Genomic DNA, 23,124 nt, shown 5'->3' with positions numbered 1-23,124 from the left:
TTATAAACAACTTCGTAATTACCAAGCAAAATACGACTAATATTTTCAAGAAAAAACAGAAACAATCATTTTCAGTAGCCTTACTATTTGATATTAAGCAATTTGCAGCCTTGCCATATTCGCTTTTTCCAGCTGTTGTTTTGCATAATCCAGCGTTACCTTATACTCTTTTTTGCTCTCTGAAGGGATTTCAAACATGACATCCATCATGATTGTTTCCACAATAGAACGCAATCCACGGGCACCTAACTTATATTCTACAGCCTTGTCAACGATATATTCGAAAACAGAATCTTCAAATGTCAGCTTGATACCATCCATTTCAAACAACTTGATATATTGCTTGATGATAGAGTTTTTCGGCTCGGTAAGAATAGCACGGAGTGCATTGCGGTCCAGCGGATTCAGATAAGTCAGCACCGGAAGACGACCGATTATTTCGGGAATCAGGCCGAATGACTTCAAATCCTGAGGAGCAATGTACTGCATCATATTATTCTTATCGATCACTGCTGTTTTCTGCGATGCGGTATATCCTACCACATGCGTATTCAGCCGTTGGGCGATTTTCTTTTCAATACCATCGAAAGCACCACCACAGATAAAGAGAATATTCTTGGTATTCACCGGAATCATTTTCTGGTCGGGATGCTTACGGCCTCCCTGGGGAGGAACGTTCACCACCGATCCCTCAAGCAATTTCAGCAAACCTTGCTGCACACCCTCTCCACTTACGTCGCGGGTGATAGAAGGATTGTCTCCTTTGCGGGCAATCTTGTCTATCTCATCGATAAACACAATTCCTTGCTCAGCCTCCGGCACATTATAATCTGCCACCTGAAGCAAACGGGTCAGAATACTTTCAATATCTTCACCGACATAACCGGCTTCCGTCAATACCGTAGCGTCTACAATCGTAAACGGGACATGAAGCAACTTGGCAATAGTACGTGCCAGCAATGTTTTTCCGGTTCCGGTACTACCCACCATGATAATGTTTGATTTTTCAATTTCCACATCATCACCGCTGTCTTTCTGCAAAAGACGCTTGTAATGGTTGTAAACTGATACAGAAAGAAAGCGTTTCGCATCGTCCTGTCCGATTACGTACTGGTCGAGGAATTTCTTTATTTCTACCGGTTTGGGCAGTTCTTTTAAGTTGAGTTTGGTAGCTCCCGCCCTTTTTCTGCCTTCGCCCAGGGCTTCCTGAGTAATCTCATAAGCCTGAGTAGCGCAGCTGTCGCAGATATAGCCGTTCATTCCTGTGATCAGGAATCCTACTTCATTCTCCGACCGACCACAGAAGCTACACTTTTTCTTTGTCTTTGAATCAGCCATTTTTATTTTTTAATCAATACTTCATCAATCATTCCGTATTCTTTCGCTTCCTGAGCTGTCATCCAGTAATCACGGTCCGAATCGGCCCATACCTTATCAAAGTCAGTGTGCGAATGATCGGCGATGATCGTATAAAGTTCTTTCTTCAATTTCTGAATTTCACGGGCTGTGATTTCAATATCCGAAGCCTGTCCCTGCGCACCGCCCATCGGTTGGTGAATCATCACGCGTGAATGCGGCAATGCAGAGCGTTTGCCTTCGGCACCGGCTACCAGCAATACGGCAGCCATCGAAGCAGCCATACCTGTACAGATAGTAGCAACATCACTTGAAATAAACTGCATGGTATCGTAAATACCCAGTCCGGCATACACACTACCGCCCGGAGAATTGATATAGATAGAGATATCCTTGCCCGGGTCTACAGAGTCCAGATAGAGCAGCTGCGCCTGAAGCGTGTTTGCCGTATAGTCATCTACTTGTGTACCCAGAAAAATAATGCGATCCATCATCAGTCGGGAGAATACATCGAGCTGAGTTACATTCAGCTGTCTCTCTTCGAGAATATAGGGATTCAAATACCCGGCTTGCGATTTAATCACATCGTCCAGCACCATGCCATTCATTCCTAAATGCTTGGTTGCGTATTTTCTAAAATCATCCATGTTATTGTTCCTTTCTAATTAAATTTATAATAAACGTAAGTGCAAAGAAACGAAAAAGAACACAGAGACACAAAAAAACACAGAGTTATAATTTTATAAAAACTCTGTGTTTCTGTGACTTTATGTTCTATTCAACCGAACGATTATTCAAACATTTTATTGAATTCTTCCATAGAAACGTTCTTGTTCTCCAAAGTTACCTGAGCTTTCAAAGCTGCAGCCAGCTTCACTTCCACTACGCGGCTTACCAGGTTGTTGATAGTATCTTTCTTCTTCAACATTTCCTGTGCATAGTTATCAAGCACATCTTCGGGTACAGACAACATTCCGTATTGAGCGAACTGTGCTTTGGTAGTTTCTTTCGCCATCTTCAGCACATCTTCCTGCTCTACCTTAATATCGTTTGCCTCTACCAGCTGTTCCTTGATCAGGTGCCAAGTCAGTTCTTCAATGCTCTTATCGTAGTTTTCGGCTACATATTCTTCGCCTTTTTCTTCGTTGTTCAGCAACATGATACGTTTCAGCAATGCATCAGAGAATTCCAGCTTACCTACTTTGTCCATCATCACTTTACGAATGTCGATCAGGAATTTATAATCGCTGTCAGCAACAAATCTTGCTGCGATTTCTTCTTTGATCTTAGCGCGGAATTCTTCTTCAGTCTTCACTACACCTTCACCAAATGCCTGGTCAAATACTTCCTGAGTCAGTTCACCCGGTACGAAACGAGTGATTTCTTCTACCTGGAAGCTGAAGTCAGACTTCACATCCTTAGCGATTTCCTTGTCGATCTTCAACAGAGAGCCGAGTTCAGCAGCGTGTCCGTCGTAAGCAACATTCGGGTTGAATACCAATACGTCATTTACTTTTGCATTAGCAAAGATAGCTTTCTGATCGTCGTTCTTCATATAAGAAGGCATTAATACAGCACCTTCTACCTGAATACCGCCTTCTTTCGTATTACCTTCTTCGTCCAGCTGAGCCAACAGACCTTTCAGCATGTCGTTATCTTCGTAAACGTCTACTTTGTCGTATTTACCGGTGCGCTGAGTATACATCTTCACCTGGTTTTCGATCATTTCATCCGATACTTCGATCGTATAGTAATCTACTTTATCTTTAGCGCTTACTTCAGCTTTGAATTCAGGTGCCAGAGCGATATCGAACACAAACTCGAATTCTTCCATTGTATCGAAGTCGATAACCTGCTGTTTTTCTTCGTTAGGCAACGGTTCGCCCAGCATGTTCACCTTATTTTCTTTAATATAGTTGTAAACAGCTTCTTGCAGTACCTTATTCACTTCTTCTGCAATCACTGATTTACCATACATCTTCTTAACCAGGCTCATCGGAACCATTCCTTTACGGAATCCCGGCATCTGTGCCTTCTGACGGAATGATTTCAACGATTTGTCTACTTTTTCCTGATAGTCGGCTTTCTCAAGCTTCACAGTAAGCTGTGCGCTTACTTTGTCAATGTTTTGTAATGAAACGTTCATTCTGACAATTATTTATTTGATTTATACTTTGTTCTAACTCAAACGAGGGTGCAAAATTAGTGCTAATCTTTCAATTTTCAAAAGACATTGCAGATTTATTTCGCATCTATTTTGGAATATACAAATGACAATTGCATGACAGGCAGCGGTTCACTAGCCACGCATCCTTGTTTTTTTCTCGTTGCCTGCAAATAAAAGTAAGAAAAAGATGGTCAATCCAAAAATTATTCTTTTCTTTGCTGCGGATTGATGGACCATTAGTTTCTCGATTTGATTACAAGGTTTTTACTTCTGTTTCGAAAACGCATTTGTAAACTCTCTGTCGTTTTAATCTTTTTATTAGTAACCATCTATCCAGAGAGTTTTATTCATTTATTTATTTTTTTATCATTTTCATTATGAACATTTATGTTGGAAACCTTAACTACCGTGTTAAGGAAGGAGATCTGCAACAAGTGATGGAAGATTACGGAGCAGTATCATCAGTTAAAGTAGTTATGGATCGTGAAACCGGTAAATCCAAAGGATTTGCTTTCATCGAAATGGAAGACGATGCAGCAGCTGCTAAAGCAATCGCAGAATTGAACGGTGCAGAGTACATGGGCCGTACAATGGTAGTTAAAGAAGCTAGACCCAGAGCTTAATTGCCGACGCTAATATAGCTAAGAAAAAAAAGAAACTTCTGCCACCTGATGACAGAAGTTTTTTTATGTCCTTCTATTTACTTTTCCGTCAGCCTTCCATATTCTGCACTTCCATATCCTTCACTTTACGAAGCAGGTCCGAAGCAAAGATAAAGTTATTCAGCCGTTCATTGGTAGAAGTGAAAATATCATCTTTCGTCCCTTCCCATTCCTTATGTCCTTCATAAATATAAATCACTTTCTCACCGATTCCCAGCACAGAGTTCATGTCATGGGTATTGATAATAGTCGTCATATTATACTCCTGAGTGATGTCATGAATCAGGTCATCAATAACTAATGACGTTTTGGGGTCCAGCCCGGAGTTCGGTTCATCACAGAACAGGTACTGCGGATTCAATGCGATAGCACGGGCAATAGCCACACGCTTCTGCATACCGCCACTGATTTCACCCGGAAATTTATCTTTCGCCTCAGTCAGATTCACACGTTCCAGACAGAACATGGCACGCTTGGTACGGTCACGCAGTGTATCGTTGCTAAACATATTCAGCGGGAACATTACATTATCCAGCACCGACATGGAGTCAAAAAGCGCCGCACTCTGGAAAATCATCCCCATCTCCTTGCGAAGCATCTTTTTCTCCTTCTTCCCCATCAAGACAAGGTTACGTCCGTCATACAGCACTTCTCCTTTTTCGGGAGTAAGCAAGCCTACGATACATTTCATCAAGACCGTTTTACCAGAGCCGCTCTGACCGATAATCAGGTTTGTCTTTCCATTCTCAAAAGACGCATTGATATTACTCAATACCGTTTTATCTTCAAATGATTTATAAAGTCCTCTAATATCAATCATCCCATCAAAAGTTTAGTTAATACCAAATCTGCAAACAGAATCAACACACTACTGCTTACCACAGCATCCGTAGAAGCCTTTCCTACAGCAATGGAACCACCATCTACCGTATAGCCGAAAAAGGCAGAAACACTTGCAATAATAAAGGCAAAGAAAAGGGATTTTATGATACCCGCCCAGATAAACCATTCGACAAACATATACTGCAGTCCATATTCCAGATCGACCGCATTCATCACACCGGCAAACCAACAGGTACAAAAAGCACCGATAATACCGGCAAAAATACTAAACGTCACCAACACAGGGATCACAGTTACCATGGCCGTTATTTTGGGTAGTATCAGATAATTGGCGGAATTAATACCCATTATTTCGAGTGCGTCAATCTGCTGCGTCACCCGCATTGTTCCCAGTTCCGAAGCAATGTTCGAGCCGACCTTTCCCGCCAGAATCAAACACATAATAGAAGAGGAGAACTCCAGCAACATAATTTCACGTGTCACATATCCCACTGTCCAGCGAGGCATCCATGGACTTTCAATATTCAATTTAATCTGAATAGTAATCACCGCGCCGATGAAAAACGAAATCAACAACACGATGCCGATGGAGTTCACACCCAGTTGCTCCATCTCGTTAAGGTATTGCCGGAAAAACATACGCATACGCTCGGGACGGGAAAAAGTACGTCCCATCAGTATGATATATCGTCCGACAGTTCTCAATGCTTTTATCATAACTCACACTATTTGTCTGCAAATGTACATTATTTCAGCTTATTTTTACTACATTTGCCGCAAAATAACTAGAATATGGAAGAAAGCAAGATGGTGCTTCGCACGGAAGACCTGGTTAAAAAGTACGGTAAACGAACCGTTGTAAGCCATGTATCCATCGACGTGAAGCAAGGTGAAATTGTGGGTTTGCTGGGACCGAACGGTGCCGGTAAGACGACTTCATTCTATATGACCGTAGGACTGATTACTCCTAATGAAGGACGAATCTTTCTCGACGACCTTGAGATAACCAAGTTTCCAGTATACAAACGGGCGCAGACAGGTATCGGATACCTTGCACAGGAAGCCTCCGTATTCCGTCAGATGAGTGTAGAAGACAATATCGCTTCCGTACTCGAAATGACCAATAAGCCCAAAGATTATCAAAAAGACAAGCTCGAAAGTCTGATTGCCGAGTTCCGCCTTCAGAAGGTACGCAAGAACAAGGGTAACCAGTTGTCCGGAGGTGAACGCCGTCGTACTGAAATCGCCCGTTGTCTTGCCATCGACCCGAAGTTCATTATGCTCGATGAACCGTTTGCCGGAGTCGACCCTATCGCAGTAGAAGATATTCAGCAGATTGTGTGGAAGCTGAAGGATAAAAACATCGGTATCCTGATTACCGACCACAATGTGCAGGAAACATTAAGTATCACTGACCGCGCTTATCTGCTGTTCGAAGGCAAGATCCTGTTTCAGGGAACACCGGAAGAATTGGCAGAAAACAAGATTGTGCGTGAAAAATACCTGAGTAACAGTTTCGTTTTGCGCCGTAAGGACTTCCAGTTAAATAAAGACGAATAATCCTCTTAAATAAAAAGAAATCGCCCGGCAATGGAATATTGCCGGGCGATTTCTTTTTATTCATACGAATATACCTTTTACTTCTGTCGGATATAAATATTGATCGGTGTACCGGTCAGGTTCCACTTCTCACGCATTTTGTTTTCCAGGAAACGTTTGTACGGTTCCTTCACATACTGCGGCAAATTGGCGAAGTACACAAATGAAGGCACTTGTGTATTCGGCAACTGCGTGATATATTTAATCTTGATATATTTACCTTTATTGGATGGAGGCGGATATGCCTCAATCAGCGGAAGCATCTCTTCGTTCAGACGGGCAGTCGGTATCTTCGTCGTACGGTTTTCATACACGTTGCGGGCTTCTTCAAGCACTTTCAGGATACGCTGTTTGGTCAATGCAGAAGCAAATATAATCGGGAAATCCACAAAGGGAGCAAAACGTGAACGGATAGTCGCTTCAAACTCCTTCATCATTTTCGCTGTTTTATCCTCTATCAGGTCCCACTTATTAATCACGACTACCAGTCCCTTCTGATTTTTCTGAATCAAAGAAAGAATATTCAAATCCTGACTTTCAACGCCTCTTGTAGCATCGAGCATCAAAATACAGACATCCGCATTTTCAATCGAACGAATCGAACGGACTACCGAATAGTATTCCAGATCCTCGTTCACCTTATTCTTTTTACGGATACCGGCTGTATCTACCAGATAAAAATCAAATCCGAATTTATTGTAACGAGTATAAATAGAGTCACGGGTTGTTCCGGCGATCTCCGTTACAATGTTACGGTCTTCTCCGATAAACGCGTTTACGATAGAGGATTTTCCCGCATTCGGGCGTCCTACCACAGCAAAGCGGGGAATATCATCATCCAGAATTTCCGAAGTCTCTTTATTGAATTTGCTGACGATCAAGTCCATCAAATCACCTGTACCACTTCCGGTGATAGCAGAGATACAATACGGATCGCCCAATCCTAATTTATAAAACTCAGGAGCGTTATATTGTAATTCATTATTATCTGTCTTATTGGCAACCATAATCACCGGGCTGTTAGCACGTCGCAAGATAGTCGCAACCTGCATATCCAGGTCAGTCACTCCGTTCATCACATCCACTACAAACAGAATAACGTCTGCTTCCTCCACAGCCAGCAATACTTGCTTCCGGATTTCCTCTTCAAAGATATCGTCAGAGTTCACTACCCATCCGCCGGTATCTACCACGGAGAACTCACGGCCCAGCCATTCGGACTTGCCATACTGTCTGTCACGGGTTGTACCCGCTTCTTCATTCACAATTGCCTGACGAGTTTTCGTCAGACGGTTAAATAAGGTAGACTTGCCCACATTAGGGCGTCCTACAATTGCAACTAAATTATTCATAGCTCAATACCTTGTTTTTTCACGACTATCCCAGTCGCATGAATACTCTTAATCTAACTGATAACCAAAGTTCCGCAGTTCCTTATCCGAACTACGCCAATCTTTATCAACCTTCACATAAGTTTCCAGGAAAATCGTCTTTCCAAAGAAACGTTCCAATTCCCGGCGTGCTTCGGTAGCTACTTTTTTCAATGCTTTTCCCTGCTTGCCGATAATGATTCCTTTTTGTGAATCACGTTCCACATAAATCACTGCCCGGATATGTATTTTTTTCGCTTCCTCTTTAAATTCTTCCACTACTACTTCCACCGAATAGGGGATTTCCTTATCATAATATAGCAGAATCTTTTCACGGATAATCTCATTCACAAAGAAGCGGGCAGGCTTATCCGTCCACTGATCTTTGCCGAAATAAGGAGGAGAATCAGGCAACAGTTCCTGAATACGCTTCATCACATAGTCTACATTAAACTTAGATGCGGCAGAAATAGGAATAATCTCAGCCTGCGGAAGCAGTTCCTTCCACTCTTCGACCAGTTTGATCAGCTTCTCCTGATCCGTAAGGTCTATTTTGTTGATAAGCAACAGGACAGGAACCGTCATCTGACGCACCTTTCCCATAAACTCATTATTCTTATCGGGCGTCTCCACCACGTCAGTCACATAAAGCAGTACATCCGCATCTGTCAGTGCAGAAGTTGAGAAGTTCAGCATCGACTCCTGCAACTTATAGTTAGGTTTCAATACTCCCGGAGTGTCAGAAAAAACAATCTGCATATCATCCGTATTATAAATTCCCATAATTCGGTGACGGGTAGTCTGCGCTTTGAAGGTAGCAATTGATATACGTTCTCCCACCAAAGCATTCATCAATGTCGACTTTCCGACATTCGGATTCCCTACGATGTTTACAAAACCTGCTTTATGCATTTCTCTTTATTTTATTGGTTGAGACAAAAAAACGCATCGAATCGAAATAGGATGCGTTTTTTGTGTTATAATTCAGTAACTTACGTTACGATTCCTTTTTTCCGTCATAACCCCATTTTACATAAACCGCACCCCATGTAAATCCGGCGCCGAATGCTGTAAATATAATGTTATCACCTTTCTTTAGTTTATCTTCAAAATCCCAGATACACAGAGGAAGCGTAGCGGCACTTGTGTTACCATAATGTTCAATGTTCACCAGCACTTTATCCATCGGGAGTTCCATGCGATGAGCCACAGCTTCAATGATACGTACATTTGCCTGGTGGGGAACCACCCAGTTAATAGTATCTTTGGTCAGACCATTCTTTTCTGCAATTGCAGCCGATACATCCGACATACTTGAAACCGCGTATTTGAACACTGTTCTTCCTTCCTGGTGCAGATAGTGCATTTTATTGTCTACAGTGAAATAAGACGGAGGACAAACCGAACCACCAGCTTTCATATGGAGGAAAGGCAAGCCTTTACCATCAGTTCTCAGTATCGAATCCATAACACCTAAATCTTCCGTAGTGGGCTCCATCATAAAAGCAGCGGCGCCGTCACCAAAGATAGGGCATGTAGCACGATCTGTATAGTTAACCATTGACGACATCTTATCGGCACCGACAATGATAATTTTCTTATATCTTCCCGAACGAATGAAATTAGCAGCTGTTTCCATCAAATACAGGAAACCGCAACAAGCGGCCTGCAAATCGAAAGCAAATGCGTTTTTCAGTCCGAGTTTATCGCAAAGAATAGAAGCTGTAGAAGGGAAGTGATAGTCAGGAGTAGTAGTAGCAACAATAACCAAATCGATATCGTCAGGATTGGCTCCAGTCTTCTTCATCAACTGCTTGGCAGCTTTGCGTGCCATGTATGAGCTACCTAATCCTTCCTCATTCAGAATATGTCTTTCCTTTACTCCAATACGAGTCATAATCCATTCATCGTTGGTATCTACCATTTTTGATATCTCTTCATTAGTCAAGATATAATCGGGTACATATCCTCCAACTCCTGTGATTACTGCATTTATTTTTTCCATCAAACCTATTTTAAATTAGCGATACTATAATACTTAAAGCAGCCGGAGAGTTTTCCCCCTCGGCTGTCTTGAGTATACTGTACTAATTATACAGCTGCTTCTTTTTCGATAGCGAGCTTACCTCTGTAGTAACCACATGCGCCACATACAGTGTGATAAACATGCCATTCTCCGCAATTCGGACAAATAGCCAATGTAGGAGCTACTGCCTTATCATGAGTTCTTCTCTTTGCTGTTCTTGTTTTTGATTGTCTTCTCTTAGGATGTGCCATTTTCTTAAAACTTTAATTATTATCTAATATTTTTTTTAATTCATTCCAACGGGGATCAATTTGTTCCTCCATTTCCTCCGCAACTACGATATCATCTCCACCTGTGTCGAAGACTTCATCGCTATCTTCATTAGCATCTGTTTTGAGATGCTTGCTCAACTTGCTAGTAACAGCTTTGTTGCACTTACCCGGAGCGTGTACATGCTTCATTGGGATAGAGAGTGCAACGAATTCATACATGAACCATGCAACATTGATTTCTCCCTCTTCTTCAGGGATCACAATCAGGTTGTCGCCTTCCTCTGCATATTCATGTCCAAACTTCACCATCAGTTTGTCAGACGAAGTGATCTGTAGCTCCATTTCGTCCAGGCAACGGTCGCATGGTACCCATACTATACCGTCTGTCTGAAAGCTCAGTTCGAAAGCACGAGAGGTTCTTTTCACAGTCAAAGTAACATTTACTTTTCCTTTCTGAACTTCAGGACCATCAATGTGGGCGAAGTAAAGGTTATCCAAAACAAACTCATACTTAGCAGAGTCTGTTTGCATGCCTTTCAAATCAATTTTGTATTTATCAAACTTTCCCAAAGCTTCTCTCTTTTTTAAATCGTTAGATTACAATTCGGGCGACAAAGATACAAATAAATATCCTCATAACATACAAATTACCAGTAAATATTCACTTTTTTAATAGGTATTATGAGGATTATTGCTGTTAAAAATGATGTCACAAATTTCAGAAGGACAAAAAACAATAAAGCCCTTCTGGTATTTCTACCTGAAGGGCTTCTCTAAAAACGGCGGCTACCTACTCTCCCACTGTTACGCAGTACCATCGGCGTGACGAGGCTTAACTTCTCTGTTCGGAATGGGAAGAGGTGGAACCCTCGTGCTATAACCACCTGAATAAATTCAATAAGGTTATGACATGATGAAAAGTAAAACTTAAGTAAGATATCAGAGTCAAATGAATGAACTTACTGATACGCTCGCTAAACGTATATATCGCGATCCGCACCGTCCGAAAGAAAGTGAACGGGCAATTAGTAATGCTCGGCTTTGATGTTACCACCTTTACACCTGCATCCTATCAACGTCATCGTCTTTAACGACCCTAAGAAATCTAATCTTGTGGCTGGCTTCGTACTTAGATGCTTTCAGCACTTATCCAATCCCGACTTAGATACCCAGCAATGCACCTGGCGGCACAACTGGTAAACCAGCGGTCAGTCCAACACGGTCCTCTCGTACTAGTGTCAGAGCCACGCAAATTTCATACGCCCACGATAGATAGAGACCGAACTGTCTCACGACGTTCTGAACCCAGCTCGCGTGCCACTTTAATGGGCGAACAGCCCAACCCTTGGGACCTTCTCCAGCCCCAGGATGTGACGAGCCGACATCGAGGTGCCAAACCCCTCCGTCGATATGAGCTCTTGGGAGGGATCAGCCTGTTATCCCCGGAGTACCTTTTATCCTTTGAGCGATGTCCCTTCCATACGGAAACACCGGATCACTATGCTCTAGTTTCCTACCTGATCGACTTGTTAGTCTCCCAGTCAAGCGCCCTTATGCCATTACACTCTACGGACGGTTACCAATCGTCCTGAGGGCACCTTTAGAAGCCTCCGTTACTATTTTGGAGGCGACCACCCCAGTCAAACTACCCACCAAACAGTGTCCTCGCAACTACGAGTTAGAACTCAAATAATCAAAGGGCCGTATTTCAACAGCGACTCCACAAATACTGGCGTACCTGCTTCAAAGTCTCCGGCCTATCCTACACATCAATTACCCAAATTCAATGTTAAGCTATAGTAAAGGTTCACGGGGTCTTTTCGTCCCATCGCGGGTAATCGGCATCTTCACCGATACTACAATTTCACTGAGCTCACGGTTGAGACAGTGTCCAGATCATTACACCATTCGTGCAGGTCGGAACTTACCCGACAAGGAATTTCGCTACCTTAGGACCGTTATAGTTACGGCCGCCGTTTACTGGGGCTTCAATTCAATGCTTCTCTTGCGATGACATCTCCTCTTAACCTTCCAGCACCGGGCAGGTGTCAGGCTGTATACGTAATCTTTCAATTTGGCACAGCCCTGTGTTTTTGTTAAACAGTTGCCTGGACCTATTCTCTGCGCCCAACTCTCGTTGGGACCCTTTATCCCGAAGTTACAGGGTCAATTTGCCTAGTTCCTTAACCGTGAATCACTCAAGCGCCTTAGTATATTCAACCCGACTACGTGTGTCCGTTTGCGGTACGGGTACCTTAAGGATTAAGTTTAGCGGATTTTCTTGGGAGTATGCTTACACGCACTATTGGATTGTTCCGAAGAACGCTCCATACTATCAGGTTCGACTCTCATCCCGGATTTGCCTGGGATGATCAACATCTACACCCTTCAACGGACTATTCCGTCAGTCCGCGGCGCTGTCACTGCTCCGTCTCCACGTCACTCCTTAAGGTAGTACAGGAATATTAACCTGTTCTGCCATCGGCCTCACCGTTCGGCTGAGCCTTAGGACCCGACTAACCCTGATCCGATTAGCGTTGATCAGGAAACCTTAGTCTTTCGGCGAGGGGGTTTCTCACCCCCTTTATCGTTACTTATACCTACATTTGCTTTTCCACACGCTCCAGCAAAGCTCACGCTTCACCTTCGACGCAGAGTGGAATGCTCCCCTACCGATCATTACTGATCCCATAGCTTCGGTAAAACACTTAATGCCCGATTATTATCCACGCCAAACTCCTCGACTAGTGAGCTGTTACGCACTCTTTAAATGAATGGCTGCTTCCAAGCCAACATCCTAGCTGTCTTAGCAATCTGACTTCGTTAGTTCAACTTAGTGTTTATTTGGGGACCTTAGCTGATGGTCTGGATTCTTCTCCTTTAGGACATGGACCTTAGCACCCATGCCCTCACTCCTGTGATAGAACTAATGCGCATTCGGAGTTTATCAAGACTTGATAGGCGGTGAAGCCCTCGCATCTTATCAGTCGCTCTACCTCACATTAGTAACTCACAAGGCTGCACCTAAATGCATTTCGGGGAGTACGAGCTATCTCCAAGTTTGATTAGCCTTTCACCCCCACCCTCAGTTCATCCGGAAGCTTTTCAACGCTTATCGGTTCGGTCCTCCAGTTAGTGTTACCTAACCTTCAACCTGACCAAGGGTAGATCACTTGGTTTCGCGTCTACTCCTTCCGACTCGACGCCCTGTTCAGACTCGCTTTCGCTTCGGCTGCACATCTCAAGATGCTTAACCTTGCCGGAAAAAGTAACTCGTAGGTTCATTATGCAAAAGGCACGCCGTCACTGCTTAAGCAGCTCCGACCGCTTGTAGGCGCACGGTTTCAGGGACTATTTCACTCTTCTATTCGAAGTGCTTTTCACCTTTCCTTCACAGTACTGGTTCGCTATCGGTCTCTCGGGAGTATTTAGCCTTACCGGATGGTCCCGGCAGATTCACGCAAGATTTCTCGTGTCCCGCGCTACTCAGGATACCACTACGCTTAATTTGACTTCGTATACCGGACTATCACCGTCTATGGTTCAACTTTCCAGAGGATTCTACTCATCAAATGTCTTGCGACATCGTGGTCCTACAACCCCACACATGCCGTAACATGGGTGGTTTGGGCTATTCCCCGTTCGCTCGCCACTACTAGGGGAATCATTATTATTTTCTTTTCCTACAGGTACTAAGATGTTTCAGTTCCCTGCGTTAGCTTCCATCAAAGATGGATGACATTCCTTCAGAATGCCGGGTTGTCCCATTCGGAAATCTCTGGATCAAAGGTTATTTGCACCTACCCAGAGCTTATCGCAGCTTATCACGTCCTTCATCGCCTCCGAGAGCCAAGGCATCCGCCATGCGCCCTTGCTTACTTTCTTTCAAACTTACTTTTAAGTATCAGGTATTAAGTATCAGGTATTAACCCAAAGTACTTAATAGTGTTGTACTTAAAACGTACGGTTCGATATATACTTTTAGCTCTTTACTAAATTTTACTTTTTGTACATCATGTCAAAGATCGTTTCTCTTTTCAGAGACTGTGGAGAATAACGGATTCGAACCGTTGACCCTCTGCGTGCAAGGCAGATGCTCTAGCCAGCTGAGCTAATCCCCCAAGAGTAATTGAACATTGCAATAATGAATTGACAACGACAATTTTTGTTCGGAGTAGTCCCAGGCAGAGTTGAACTGCCGACCTCTACATTATCAGTGTAGCGCTCTAACCAACTGAGCTATAGGACTAGTTCAACCTTGTCTACCTGATGTTAGACTCGGCTTCTTTCTTTTCTCTTGTTTATCTCTATCTATACTTCTATAGATGGTTGATCTATATGTTATAAATAAACAAGTACCAGTAGTACAATAATAGAACCTATGAAATCGTTGTTACGACATCGCTCCAGAAAGGAGGTGTTCCAGCCGCACCTTCCGGTACGGCTACCTTGTTACGACTTAGCCCCAATTACCAGTTTTACCCTAGGACGCTCCTTGCGGTTACGTACTTCAGGTACCCCCGGCTTTCATGGCTTGACGGGCGGTGTGTACAAGGCCCGGGAACGTATTCACCGCGCCATGGCTGATGCGCGATTACTAGCGAATCCAGCTTGACGAAGTCGGGTTGCAGACTTCGATCCGAACTGAGAGAGGCTTTTGGGATTAGCATCCTGTCACCAGGTAGCTGCCTTCTGTACCCCCCATTGTAACACGTGTGTAGCCCCGGACGTAAGGGCCGTGCTGATTTGACGTCATCCCCACCTTCCTCACATCTTACGACGGCAGTCTCTCTAGAGTCCTCAGCATGACCTGTTAGTAACTAAAGATAAGGGTTGCGCTCGTTATGGCACTTAAGCCGACACCTCACGGCACGAGCTGACGACAACCATGCAGCACCTTCACATTTGCCTTACGGCTATACTGTTTCCAATATATTCAAATGCAATTTAAGCCCGGGTAAGGTTCCTCGCGTATCATCGAATTAAACCACATGTTCCTCCGCTTGTACGGGCCCCCGTCAATTCCTTTGAGTTTCACCCGTTGCCGGCGTACTCCCCAGGTGGAATACTTAATGCTTTCGCTTGGCCGCTTACTGTATATCGCAAACAGCGAGTATTCATCGTTTACTGTGTGGACTACCAGGGTATCTAATCCTGTTTGATACCCACACTTTCGAGCATCAGTGTCAGTTGCAGTCCAGTGAGCTGCCTTCGCAATCGGAGTTCTTCGTGATATCTAAGCATTTCACCGCTACACCACGAATTCCGCCCACCTCTACTGTACTCAAGACAGCCAGTATCAACTGCAATTTTACGGTTGAGCCGCAAACTTTCACAACTGACTTAACTGTCCACCTACGCTCCCTTTAAACCCAATAAATCCGGATAACGCTCGGATCCTCCGTATTACCGCGGCTGCTGGCACGGAGTTAGCCGATCCTTATTCATATGGTACATACAAAATTCCACACGTGGAAAACTTTATTCCCATATAAAAGAAGTTTACAACCCATAGGGCAGTCATCCTTCACGCTACTTGGCTGGTTCAGGCCTGCGCCCATTGACCAATATTCCTCACTGCTGCCTCCCGTAGGAGTTTGGACCGTGTCTCAGTTCCAATGTGGGGGACCTTCCTCTCAGAACCCCTATCCATCGAAGGTTTGGTGAGCCGTTACCTCACCAACTGCCTAATGGAACGCATCCCCATCGATAACCGAAATTCTTTAATAACAAGACCATGCGGTCTGATTATACCATCGGGTATTAATCTTTCTTTCGAAAGGCTATCCCCGAGTTATCGGCAGGTTGGATACGTGTTACTCACCCGTGCGCCGGTCGCCATCTCCAGTTTGCAAGCAAACTGAAATGCTGCCCCTCGACTTGCATGTGTTAAGCCTGTAGCTAGCGTTCATCCTGAGCCAGGATCAAACTCTTCATTGTAAAAGTATTGTTAGTCAGCATAAAGCTGATTTTTGCTCTGTTCAGGATGCCGTACAATTTATTGACTTCATTAATACCTTATGACTCATACATATTACTACATATAAGACAAGTATTGACGGTTCTATTTTTTTCTTGTACTACTTGTATTGTTTATCAATATTTCAAAGAACATCTTGCTTTCGTTTTAAAAGCGGGTGCAAAGGTAAGAGGTTTTATTTTAACTACCAAATATTTTCGGAAGTTTTTTTTTCGTTTTTCTTTTTCTATCGTTTTTCAGGCTCTCTTAGCGAAAGGGAAAGAAGGTAAAGAAGAAAAGCGTAACACCTTTTCTTTGCGAATCGGACTGCAAAGATAAGAACTTTTAGCTTTATCTTCCAAACTTTATCGGAAGTTTTTTTGTTCTTATGGTTAAGCAGACACTTGCTTTTACACTAAGTCAATTTATCAAGGCTTTCTTCTCTTGGAAAGCGGGTGCAAAAGTAGCCCCTTTTCAAATATACTCCAAACTTAAATCACTCTTTTTTTGAATTATTTTTGAAAAGACTCGCTAAAGTGTTGAATCATAAGGATGTTATAGAACATATTTTTCTCGGATACAGGAGGAATAGAGGAAAGGCATGCACATTATTATATTCACACGCGCGTTAGGTGAGTGAGCGCGGGCGTATACATCAGGGAAATGAAGAGGAAATATCAGATTCATGAAATAGTCTGTTATATAAAACACAGGATAGATACAGTAGAGGGGAGCTCTGGAAGTTGAAAGTAGCTGTCATGAGTAGTCACACAGCTTGTTGCATGTCTTAAAACAAAATAGGGCTTCGTTCGCCCTCTGGACATATGAAACCCCAATTCTTTATAAGATACAATCATTTAGTTATGTAGAAACAGGAAGTAGAAAAATAATTTCGAATATATCGAATAGAACTAAGTATTGGCATAAGTTTGCGCGGTTTTAATTTAAACTTTTGCTTATAATGGGGATTAATAAACCACAAAATTCGGTCTACAATTCTGCCATTACTTTCTTTTATTATGCTTTCAAAATGCTCTATAGACAGCCCCGCAGCTTTTATATTCAACAATTCTTTAATACATGAATCATTTTCACCAAAAATAAATAGAATTTTATTGTACACAGATAAAGGTAAAAGATGAATAAATGGCATTTTAGAACAAAATCCATTACGGCATATTTGTTGATGTCCACCAAACGGCATTTGCCAAGCAGGAAATCCCCAAAAGATTATACCTGTTTCAGACAGAAACTCTTTAGCATGAAGTATAAATTCAACTTTCCGACATTTATCTATATGTTCTATAACGTCATGTATCAAAATTATATCATATTTATTCATATCCTCTTCAGAACTAAAATCAAAAAAATCAGAATAAATAAACCGCCCATTAAAACCTAAAAGTTTAAAATAACTAATTGCCTGAGAGATTCGTTCTTCGGAACGATCTATTCCTGTTACATTGCATTCTTTTTCGGCAAATGGTAACAAATTTCCTCCTTCCCCACACCCTATCTCCAATATATTCATACCTCTTTTTATAGCAACAAACTTCTCGAGATAATCAATATAAAAGTCTCGAGAAGTTATTGCAAGTTCATTAAAATAGGAATATCTATCTATATGTCTTTGCTGCATAGTCGATCTATTTATTTGCTTTCAAAGCCTCAACTTCTGCTTTTAATTCCTTGATTGATTGTATCATTATAGGAATAATTGCTGTATAACTAATTAGTTTATTCCCATCCGGGTCAGTCAATACTATATTCGGAAGAACTTTCTCAACTTCCTGAGCCAACAACCCAATTTCTTTACCATCTCCACCTACTCGAAAAGCAGCAGCTGCCGGTTCATTCTTATCTTTGAAATCATAACTTACAGCATTCAGTTTAGACAGAACATTTAAACCATAACCTAATGGATTAATATTAATTTTTGCTCTAGCATCAGAATAGTTATATACATTTTTCACCTGAATACTATTATATACTCCGGATGCTGTATTATAGAAAACAACTTGATCATAATGACTAGCCAATCGAGTTGCAGCCGGGCTACAATCAATTTGAAAGAAGTTACTAGCATTACATTTCATATATATTCCGTTTCCACTAAACGTCGTATGATAAAATGAATAAGGTTCGGTATTGCCAATAGTTAATTTACCATTCGAATAATACTTAATTTGTGCATTTGCAAGAACTGCAACAGCCAAGAATACCACTAAGAGTATACTTTTAAAAAATAATGATTTCATAATATTACAAGTTTTAATTAATAACCTTTCGATATAAATAAAGGCACATATCCCTTAGACATCATTTTGTTACTGAGCCATCCAATCCTATGGTTACAGCTTGTCCAAAAGGAATATCTACAGTGCCAGGTTGAGCTTCCCATACAACCACACCAACCGCCCTAGTAGTTATACCAGTAGTAGTTTCATTGTTCGTATTTACTTCCTCCGATTCGTCCGTACATCCACAGAGAATCATCATAGAAAAAGAAAATAACATAAATAACTTTCTCATGACTATTCAAATTAAACATTAAGTGTCAAAAAATTACTTGATAAAGATTAGTATCTCACCTAAATGTAGGTAGTCTTATCCTTAAATTAGACATTGTGTTTGCTCTCATAACTTTAGATTTAAATAATTATTGCATTGATAATACTATTCCTTCTGAAATATCTATATATCAATCCTTAAAGTTCTTTCTTTCATACAACCGCTGTACTCGTGGTGTACATATACAACTCATCGCGCAATTCGGCTGGATCACCTAAATAAAGAGTATACTCTCCTGCCGCAACAGGGAATATTATAGACGGATATACGATTTGTTTTTCGATATCTTTTACCTCAATAATTATATGAGCAAAACTGTCTTTAAAATTAAGACAGAGCCTTTTGCTTTCATCATCCACATACACTTTAAGCCATTCGGGGTCAACAGGAGTTCTTTGTATAACCCAATCACTTTTAGTTTTAACATGCTGTTTAGCTTCAATCATAACTGAAAAACTATGTATTAATAACATCACTAATAATACAAGCTCAAACTTTTTCATATTTATTAATTTTGTTTTTTGCAAATATAGGGGATAGATGATTCGTTTGTTATATTCAAAACAATATCAAAATAGACAGGCAGAACTTGATTATCAACAACTTATAAAAACAACATAGACATATAGTATACATTCACTATTTCAAGGGGACTTTCAGAGCATTAAAATAAAAAAAGTGCATGCCACTATCAATATAGCAGCATGCATTGCCTTATTCAGAAAAGAACTACTTAAATAGGATTATTTTAAAAGCTCGTTAATCAGGTACTCACACAAGTTAGCTTCTTCCTATAAAGCAGAGATTCCCAATTTTTGTCTGAATCTTAATCGCTTTGTAGAAACTGAACTAGGATTAATACCAAGCAATCTAGCTTCGGTTTTCGAATCAAAATTAAACATGCATAAACAACAATATTCCCATTCCTGACTTGATAAATTTGGGTATCGTTCTAATAAATACATTTTTAAATTCGGATAAGTTTCTGTTATTTCAGAAACAATAGAGAACCATAATTGCTCCGTTAGTAATGGTTCATTGCAATTCGTACTACGTTCAGCGATATTCACTAATTTTCTAAAAATTATTGACGTAACAATTCTTCTTCGCTGCAATTTCTTATAATTAGAGGTTAAGTTTTTAATTTCATTTTCTAATCGACTTTGACTACTTTCATTCTCTTTTTGCGAAACCACTAATTGATTTTTCTTTTTATCCAACTCTATAAAGGCATTAGCCAACTCTAGTTTTATATTATTCAACTCAAGGGCTTGCTTATTCATTTCATTTTTGGTTTTTTGCCTGTACAGCAAATAGAGTAATGTGATAGCTATACCAAAAATCAAACATATACAAATTATAATCATATACTTTTGCTGAGTGAGTTCCAATTGATGATTCTTTTCTTTAAGCCTCAAATTATTAAATTTCTTTTCTACTTCCAGTATTTTTGTATTATTCTGTAGTATAGTAATAGAGTCACTAATGGATTCACATGTTTCTAAATGTTTAAGTGCTTCTTTATAGCTACCTTCCGCTTTAGTTACCCGATAAAAAGCCCGCTCTATACCATATTCATATTCAGAGCTATCTAAAGGTAGTGTATACAAAAGCTCACGAGCTTTTAAAATATCACCTACTTGCAGATATAGCTTGATCAGACAGTTTGTATTATACAATTCATTTTCTTTATCCAAAGATGTTGATTTAAGGAAATGATATTCTGCTTTAGAGTATTGGTTCAAGGCCAAATAAATGTTACCAAAAGCATTATCTAGAGAAGAGCTAACCTCATTATCATTCAACTGCTGGGCAATAGAATCCGCTATTCCCATATATTTTAAAGCACATTCCAGAGAATCGAAAAAGGCCCATTCACGAGCTATATTTTGTAAAGCAAATACATGACTTTTGATATTTCCCGCTTTCTTAAACAGTCCTTGAGCTTCTTCATATTGATGTCTGGCCTCCTTTTGCATATCCCTAAAATCATATAGATCAGCTATATACGTACATATATAGCCTGCTTCATTATATAGTTCTTTCTCTTTTGCGATTGCCAATACTTCTGCATAAATGCTCATTGCCTTATCATATTCCCCATCAGCCACTAGAGAGCGCCCCCAAAACAACCCTATATCTACTTGATCTTTAGTTATTCCATATTTAATCAGCCAAGAATATGCATGATCGAAATAGTAAGAAGGAGGAAGAGACGTATTCAATTTGTCAGCAGCTTTACCAGCTATCAAGCACCAACGCACTAAATCTTCCTTATCCAGTTTATCAGGATAAGGAATACTTTGTATAATACGAAAAGCACTATCCGGATTGTCTTTGAGTATTCGCTCTGCAGCATTTAACGGAGTAGACACTGATTGTTGCCGTCTACAAGCTACAAAAAATATTAGCACTAGTGTTAACACATATGATAAATGTTTCATTATTATAGTTTTGCTTATATGAATAAAAAACAAACAAGTAAGTTAAACGAGGGGATAAAAAATTCTTTTCCCATTTTTCCGTTGAACCCTTGAAAACACAGATAGTATCAATATGTGCAATAATTATTTTTTCAGTTTCAAAAGTATTATGCTGTCTTGTAAAGATATGAATTATTTCTTAAACTACAAATAACCCTGTTGCATATTTTAAAATTAAAAATGTGAATCAGTAGTTGAATCAAAATTATACTGAAATGATTCAAATCAGTTAAGACATGAACATAAACTCTATAGCATTACCGATAGTACTCTATACAGCTAGATATCAATATGTAGTGTACTGAATAAGTTGACACTTCAAAAATCGAAAATAAAGATGAAATATTCGAAAAAGAAGTACAACTATTACAGTGATGATGAACGAATGTCTTATATTCGTGAGTATTTATCAAGTCCCGAGAGCAAATCTGAGTTTTGTAAGCGTCACGGCTTTTGTGCCAAGCTTCTTACTTATTGGCTTAACAAGTATCAAATAGAAGACAAAGATATGGGTAGATCCTCTAAACCAGTAAATAGCGATGCTATTGATTCTAGTATTTCTGAGCTCCAGAAAGAACTATCGCTATTGCGTGCTGAGAACCGTAAACTTCATCGGGCTCTTGCTGATGAGAGTTTACGTCACGAGGCGTGCGAAGAACTCATCAATCTTGCTGAATCCACGTATCATATCAAGGTACGAAAAAACTCCGATGCCAAGTAATCGACACCTTGTCACAGAGGTACTCATCCCGACGCAAACGTGGTTGTATAAAGTTCCTCTGTGATTACTTCGGCATAACCCGACAAGGTTATTACAAGCATGTGAACCGACATTTGGAGGTTGATATCCTTACCACAAGCATCGTGTTGTACTGCAAAGAACTGTTGGAACTCATGCCCAAAGCTGGTATGCGCGAGTTATACGCCTGCTGCGTGAGTAAGTTTGGACCAAAGATGGTTATCGGTCGTGATCGTTGTTATGACATTTTTCGCTCCAATGGTTTGTGTCAACGTACAAGTCGCAAGCGTCCTAAAACAACGAATTCGAACCATAATTACTATATCTACCCCGATCTGTTGAATGTTGCACCCAAATTTGTCGCTACAAGATTGGGCGCTATGGTAGTGGCGGATATAACCTACGTAAACACCGGTCAGGGCTGGGCTTACCTCTCGTTGCTTACCGATGCGTCAAGTCGTGCCATCGTGGGATATGCGCTTTACAAAACTCTTGAGACGGAGGGGCCCTTGAAAGCTTTGGAGATGGCAATATCATTCTATGAGAAGTATCACATAGACATGAGCACTCTTATTCATCATTCCGACCGGGGTGTCCAATATTGCTCAAATAAATATGTAGAGAGGCTTAAAGAGCATCAAATCAACATCAGTATGACGCAGTGTGGTGATCCTTTACATAATGCATTGGCTGAAAGAATGAACAACACCATTAAAAACGGTTGGCTATTCGACTGTGATGATGAGAGCTTCGAGCAAGTAAGCAAGCGCATTGAAGATGCTGTATATGTATATAATCATGTGCGGCCTCATCAAGGGATAAACATGAGGACACCTATGGAAGTGGTCAGCGAAACGGGAGGATTAACAGCATAATACCCGCTCGTCGGGACGGGTGGTCCCGCCCCTTGCCGCTAGGGCGATCCCCGACCGAAGAGTTTTTGGTTGTTGGCAACATTACATTTTCCTGAAGAAGGCTTGCGTAAATAAAGGAAGATGCATAAATTTGCAAGCACCAACAAAAGACAACTAACATAGGAATAAGAATAACAAAAGTAAACCTATTTAGATATTAAAG

The 23,124-nt window shown here is 41.0% G+C and carries 19 protein-coding genes, 2 tRNA genes and 3 rRNA genes; 4 read left to right on the top strand and 20 right to left on the bottom strand.

What is annotated here, in order from left to right; all coding sequences use genetic code 11:
• Nucleotides 1–93: 93 nt before the first annotated feature.
• From clpX to tig, 3 genes are all read right to left on the bottom strand, one after another.
• Entirely contained in the window at nucleotides 94–1,338 is a 1,245-nt protein-coding gene (clpX, locus tag BT_RS19405; protein ID WP_008764111.1) for an ATP-dependent Clp protease ATP-binding subunit ClpX, read from the bottom strand.
• Nucleotides 1,339–1,340: 2 nt separating this feature from the next.
• Nucleotides 1,341–2,003, bottom strand: coding sequence for an ATP-dependent Clp endopeptidase proteolytic subunit ClpP (gene clpP, locus BT_RS19400; RefSeq protein WP_004297164.1), 663 nt, complete (start codon nucleotides 2,001–2,003; stop codon nucleotides 1,341–1,343).
• Between the two features lie 143 nt (nucleotides 2,004–2,146).
• Nucleotides 2,147–3,502, bottom strand: coding sequence for a trigger factor (gene tig / locus BT_RS19395; protein WP_008764110.1), 1,356 nt, complete (start codon nucleotides 3,500–3,502; stop codon nucleotides 2,147–2,149).
• Nucleotides 3,503–3,900: 398 nt separating this feature from the next.
• Between tig and BT_RS19390 the strand changes: the two genes are divergently transcribed.
• A complete protein-coding gene (locus tag BT_RS19390; RefSeq protein ID WP_004297160.1) occupies nucleotides 3,901–4,146 on the top strand; it encodes an RNA recognition motif domain-containing protein in 246 nt (81 codons plus the stop codon).
• A gap of 88 nt (nucleotides 4,147–4,234) precedes the next feature.
• Here BT_RS19390 and BT_RS19385 read toward each other — a convergent pair whose 3' ends face one another.
• Both BT_RS19385 and BT_RS19380 read right to left on the bottom strand, forming a co-directional pair.
• Nucleotides 4,235–5,005 carry an ABC transporter ATP-binding protein gene (locus BT_RS19385; RefSeq protein ID WP_008764109.1) on the bottom strand — a complete coding sequence of 257 codons (771 nt, stop codon included), beginning with the start codon at nucleotides 5,003–5,005 and terminating at the stop codon, nucleotides 4,235–4,237.
• The gene (locus BT_RS19380; protein ID WP_008764108.1) at nucleotides 5,002–5,745 is read right to left on the bottom strand and encodes an MlaE family ABC transporter permease; all 744 of its coding nucleotides are present in this window, start codon (nucleotides 5,743–5,745) and stop codon (nucleotides 5,002–5,004) included. The genes BT_RS19385 and BT_RS19380 overlap by 4 nt, the downstream gene beginning before the upstream one ends.
• 75 nt (nucleotides 5,746–5,820) lie before the next feature.
• Between BT_RS19380 and lptB the strand changes: the two genes are divergently transcribed.
• Nucleotides 5,821–6,588, top strand: coding sequence for an LPS export ABC transporter ATP-binding protein (gene lptB / locus BT_RS19375; RefSeq protein WP_008760767.1), 768 nt, complete (start codon nucleotides 5,821–5,823; stop codon nucleotides 6,586–6,588).
• A 77-nt stretch (nucleotides 6,589–6,665) separates the two neighbouring features.
• Here the strand turns inward: lptB and der are convergent, their stop codons facing one another.
• From der to BT_RS19295, 15 genes are all read right to left on the bottom strand, one after another.
• The gene (gene der / locus BT_RS19370; protein WP_008760766.1) at nucleotides 6,666–7,979 is read right to left on the bottom strand and encodes a ribosome biogenesis GTPase Der; all 1,314 of its coding nucleotides are present in this window, start codon (nucleotides 7,977–7,979) and stop codon (nucleotides 6,666–6,668) included.
• Between the two features lie 48 nt (nucleotides 7,980–8,027).
• Nucleotides 8,028–8,909, bottom strand: a complete 882-nt coding sequence (era, locus tag BT_RS19365; RefSeq protein WP_008760765.1) for a GTPase Era — start codon at nucleotides 8,907–8,909, stop codon at nucleotides 8,028–8,030.
• A gap of 85 nt (nucleotides 8,910–8,994) precedes the next feature.
• Nucleotides 8,995–10,002 carry a beta-ketoacyl-ACP synthase III gene (locus BT_RS19360; protein WP_008760764.1) on the bottom strand — a complete coding sequence of 336 codons (1,008 nt, stop codon included), beginning with the start codon at nucleotides 10,000–10,002 and terminating at the stop codon, nucleotides 8,995–8,997.
• An 86-nt stretch (nucleotides 10,003–10,088) separates the two neighbouring features.
• On the bottom strand, nucleotides 10,089–10,274 hold the full coding sequence (rpmF, locus tag BT_RS19355; RefSeq protein WP_002562387.1) for a 50S ribosomal protein L32: 186 nt from the start codon (nucleotides 10,272–10,274) through the stop codon (nucleotides 10,089–10,091).
• A 12-nt stretch (nucleotides 10,275–10,286) separates the two neighbouring features.
• Entirely contained in the window at nucleotides 10,287–10,865 is a 579-nt protein-coding gene (locus tag BT_RS19350) for a YceD family protein (protein ID WP_008764107.1), read from the bottom strand.
• Nucleotides 10,866–11,072: 207 nt separating this feature from the next.
• Nucleotides 11,073–11,183: ribosomal RNA gene (rrf, locus tag BT_RS19345) — 5S ribosomal RNA — on the bottom strand.
• Nucleotides 11,184–11,300: 117 nt separating this feature from the next.
• Nucleotides 11,301–14,180, bottom strand: a 23S ribosomal RNA gene (locus tag BT_RS19335).
• 162 nt (nucleotides 14,181–14,342) lie between these two features.
• Nucleotides 14,343–14,416: transfer RNA gene (locus tag BT_RS19330), tRNA-Ala, on the bottom strand.
• Between the two features lie 54 nt (nucleotides 14,417–14,470).
• A tRNA-Ile gene (locus BT_RS19325) sits at nucleotides 14,471–14,544 on the bottom strand.
• Nucleotides 14,545–14,705: 161 nt separating this feature from the next.
• Nucleotides 14,706–16,235 (bottom strand): 16S ribosomal RNA (locus BT_RS19320).
• Together the 16S, 23S and 5S rRNA genes with 2 tRNA genes alongside form the textbook arrangement of a ribosomal RNA operon.
• A gap of 872 nt (nucleotides 16,236–17,107) precedes the next feature.
• Nucleotides 17,108–17,893, bottom strand: coding sequence for a class I SAM-dependent methyltransferase (locus tag BT_RS19315; RefSeq protein WP_008764105.1), 786 nt, complete (start codon nucleotides 17,891–17,893; stop codon nucleotides 17,108–17,110).
• Nucleotides 17,894–17,900: 7 nt separating this feature from the next.
• A complete protein-coding gene (locus BT_RS19310; RefSeq protein WP_011108993.1) occupies nucleotides 17,901–18,512 on the bottom strand; it encodes a tail fiber domain-containing protein in 612 nt (203 codons plus the stop codon).
• Nucleotides 18,513–18,573: 61 nt separating this feature from the next.
• Entirely contained in the window at nucleotides 18,574–18,786 is a 213-nt protein-coding gene (locus BT_RS19305) for a hypothetical protein (protein ID WP_008762761.1), read from the bottom strand.
• A 191-nt stretch (nucleotides 18,787–18,977) separates the two neighbouring features.
• Nucleotides 18,978–19,328: a DUF3244 domain-containing protein gene (locus BT_RS19300; RefSeq protein ID WP_011108992.1), complete on the bottom strand. Its 351-nt coding sequence runs from the start codon at nucleotides 19,326–19,328 to the stop codon at nucleotides 18,978–18,980.
• A gap of 288 nt (nucleotides 19,329–19,616) precedes the next feature.
• Nucleotides 19,617–21,269, bottom strand: coding sequence for a tetratricopeptide repeat protein (locus tag BT_RS19295; protein ID WP_011108991.1), 1,653 nt, complete (start codon nucleotides 21,267–21,269; stop codon nucleotides 19,617–19,619).
• A gap of 376 nt (nucleotides 21,270–21,645) precedes the next feature.
• On the opposite strand from BT_RS19295, the gene BT_RS19290 reads away from it, so the two are divergent.
• A complete protein-coding gene (locus BT_RS19290) occupies nucleotides 21,646–22,029 on the top strand; it encodes a transposase (protein WP_008763908.1) in 384 nt (127 codons plus the stop codon).
• Nucleotides 22,030–22,037: 8 nt separating this feature from the next.
• A complete protein-coding gene (locus tag BT_RS19285) occupies nucleotides 22,038–22,922 on the top strand; it encodes an IS3 family transposase (RefSeq protein ID WP_008764101.1) in 885 nt (294 codons plus the stop codon).
• The last annotated feature ends 202 nt before the right edge of the window (nucleotides 22,923–23,124 follow it).

Source organism: Bacteroides thetaiotaomicron VPI-5482 (assembly GCF_000011065.1).
Classification (GTDB): Bacteria; Bacteroidota; Bacteroidia; order Bacteroidales; family Bacteroidaceae; genus Bacteroides; species Bacteroides thetaiotaomicron.
Note: the sequence above shows the minus strand (reverse complement) of the source record. Positions and strands in the feature narration are given on the sequence as shown.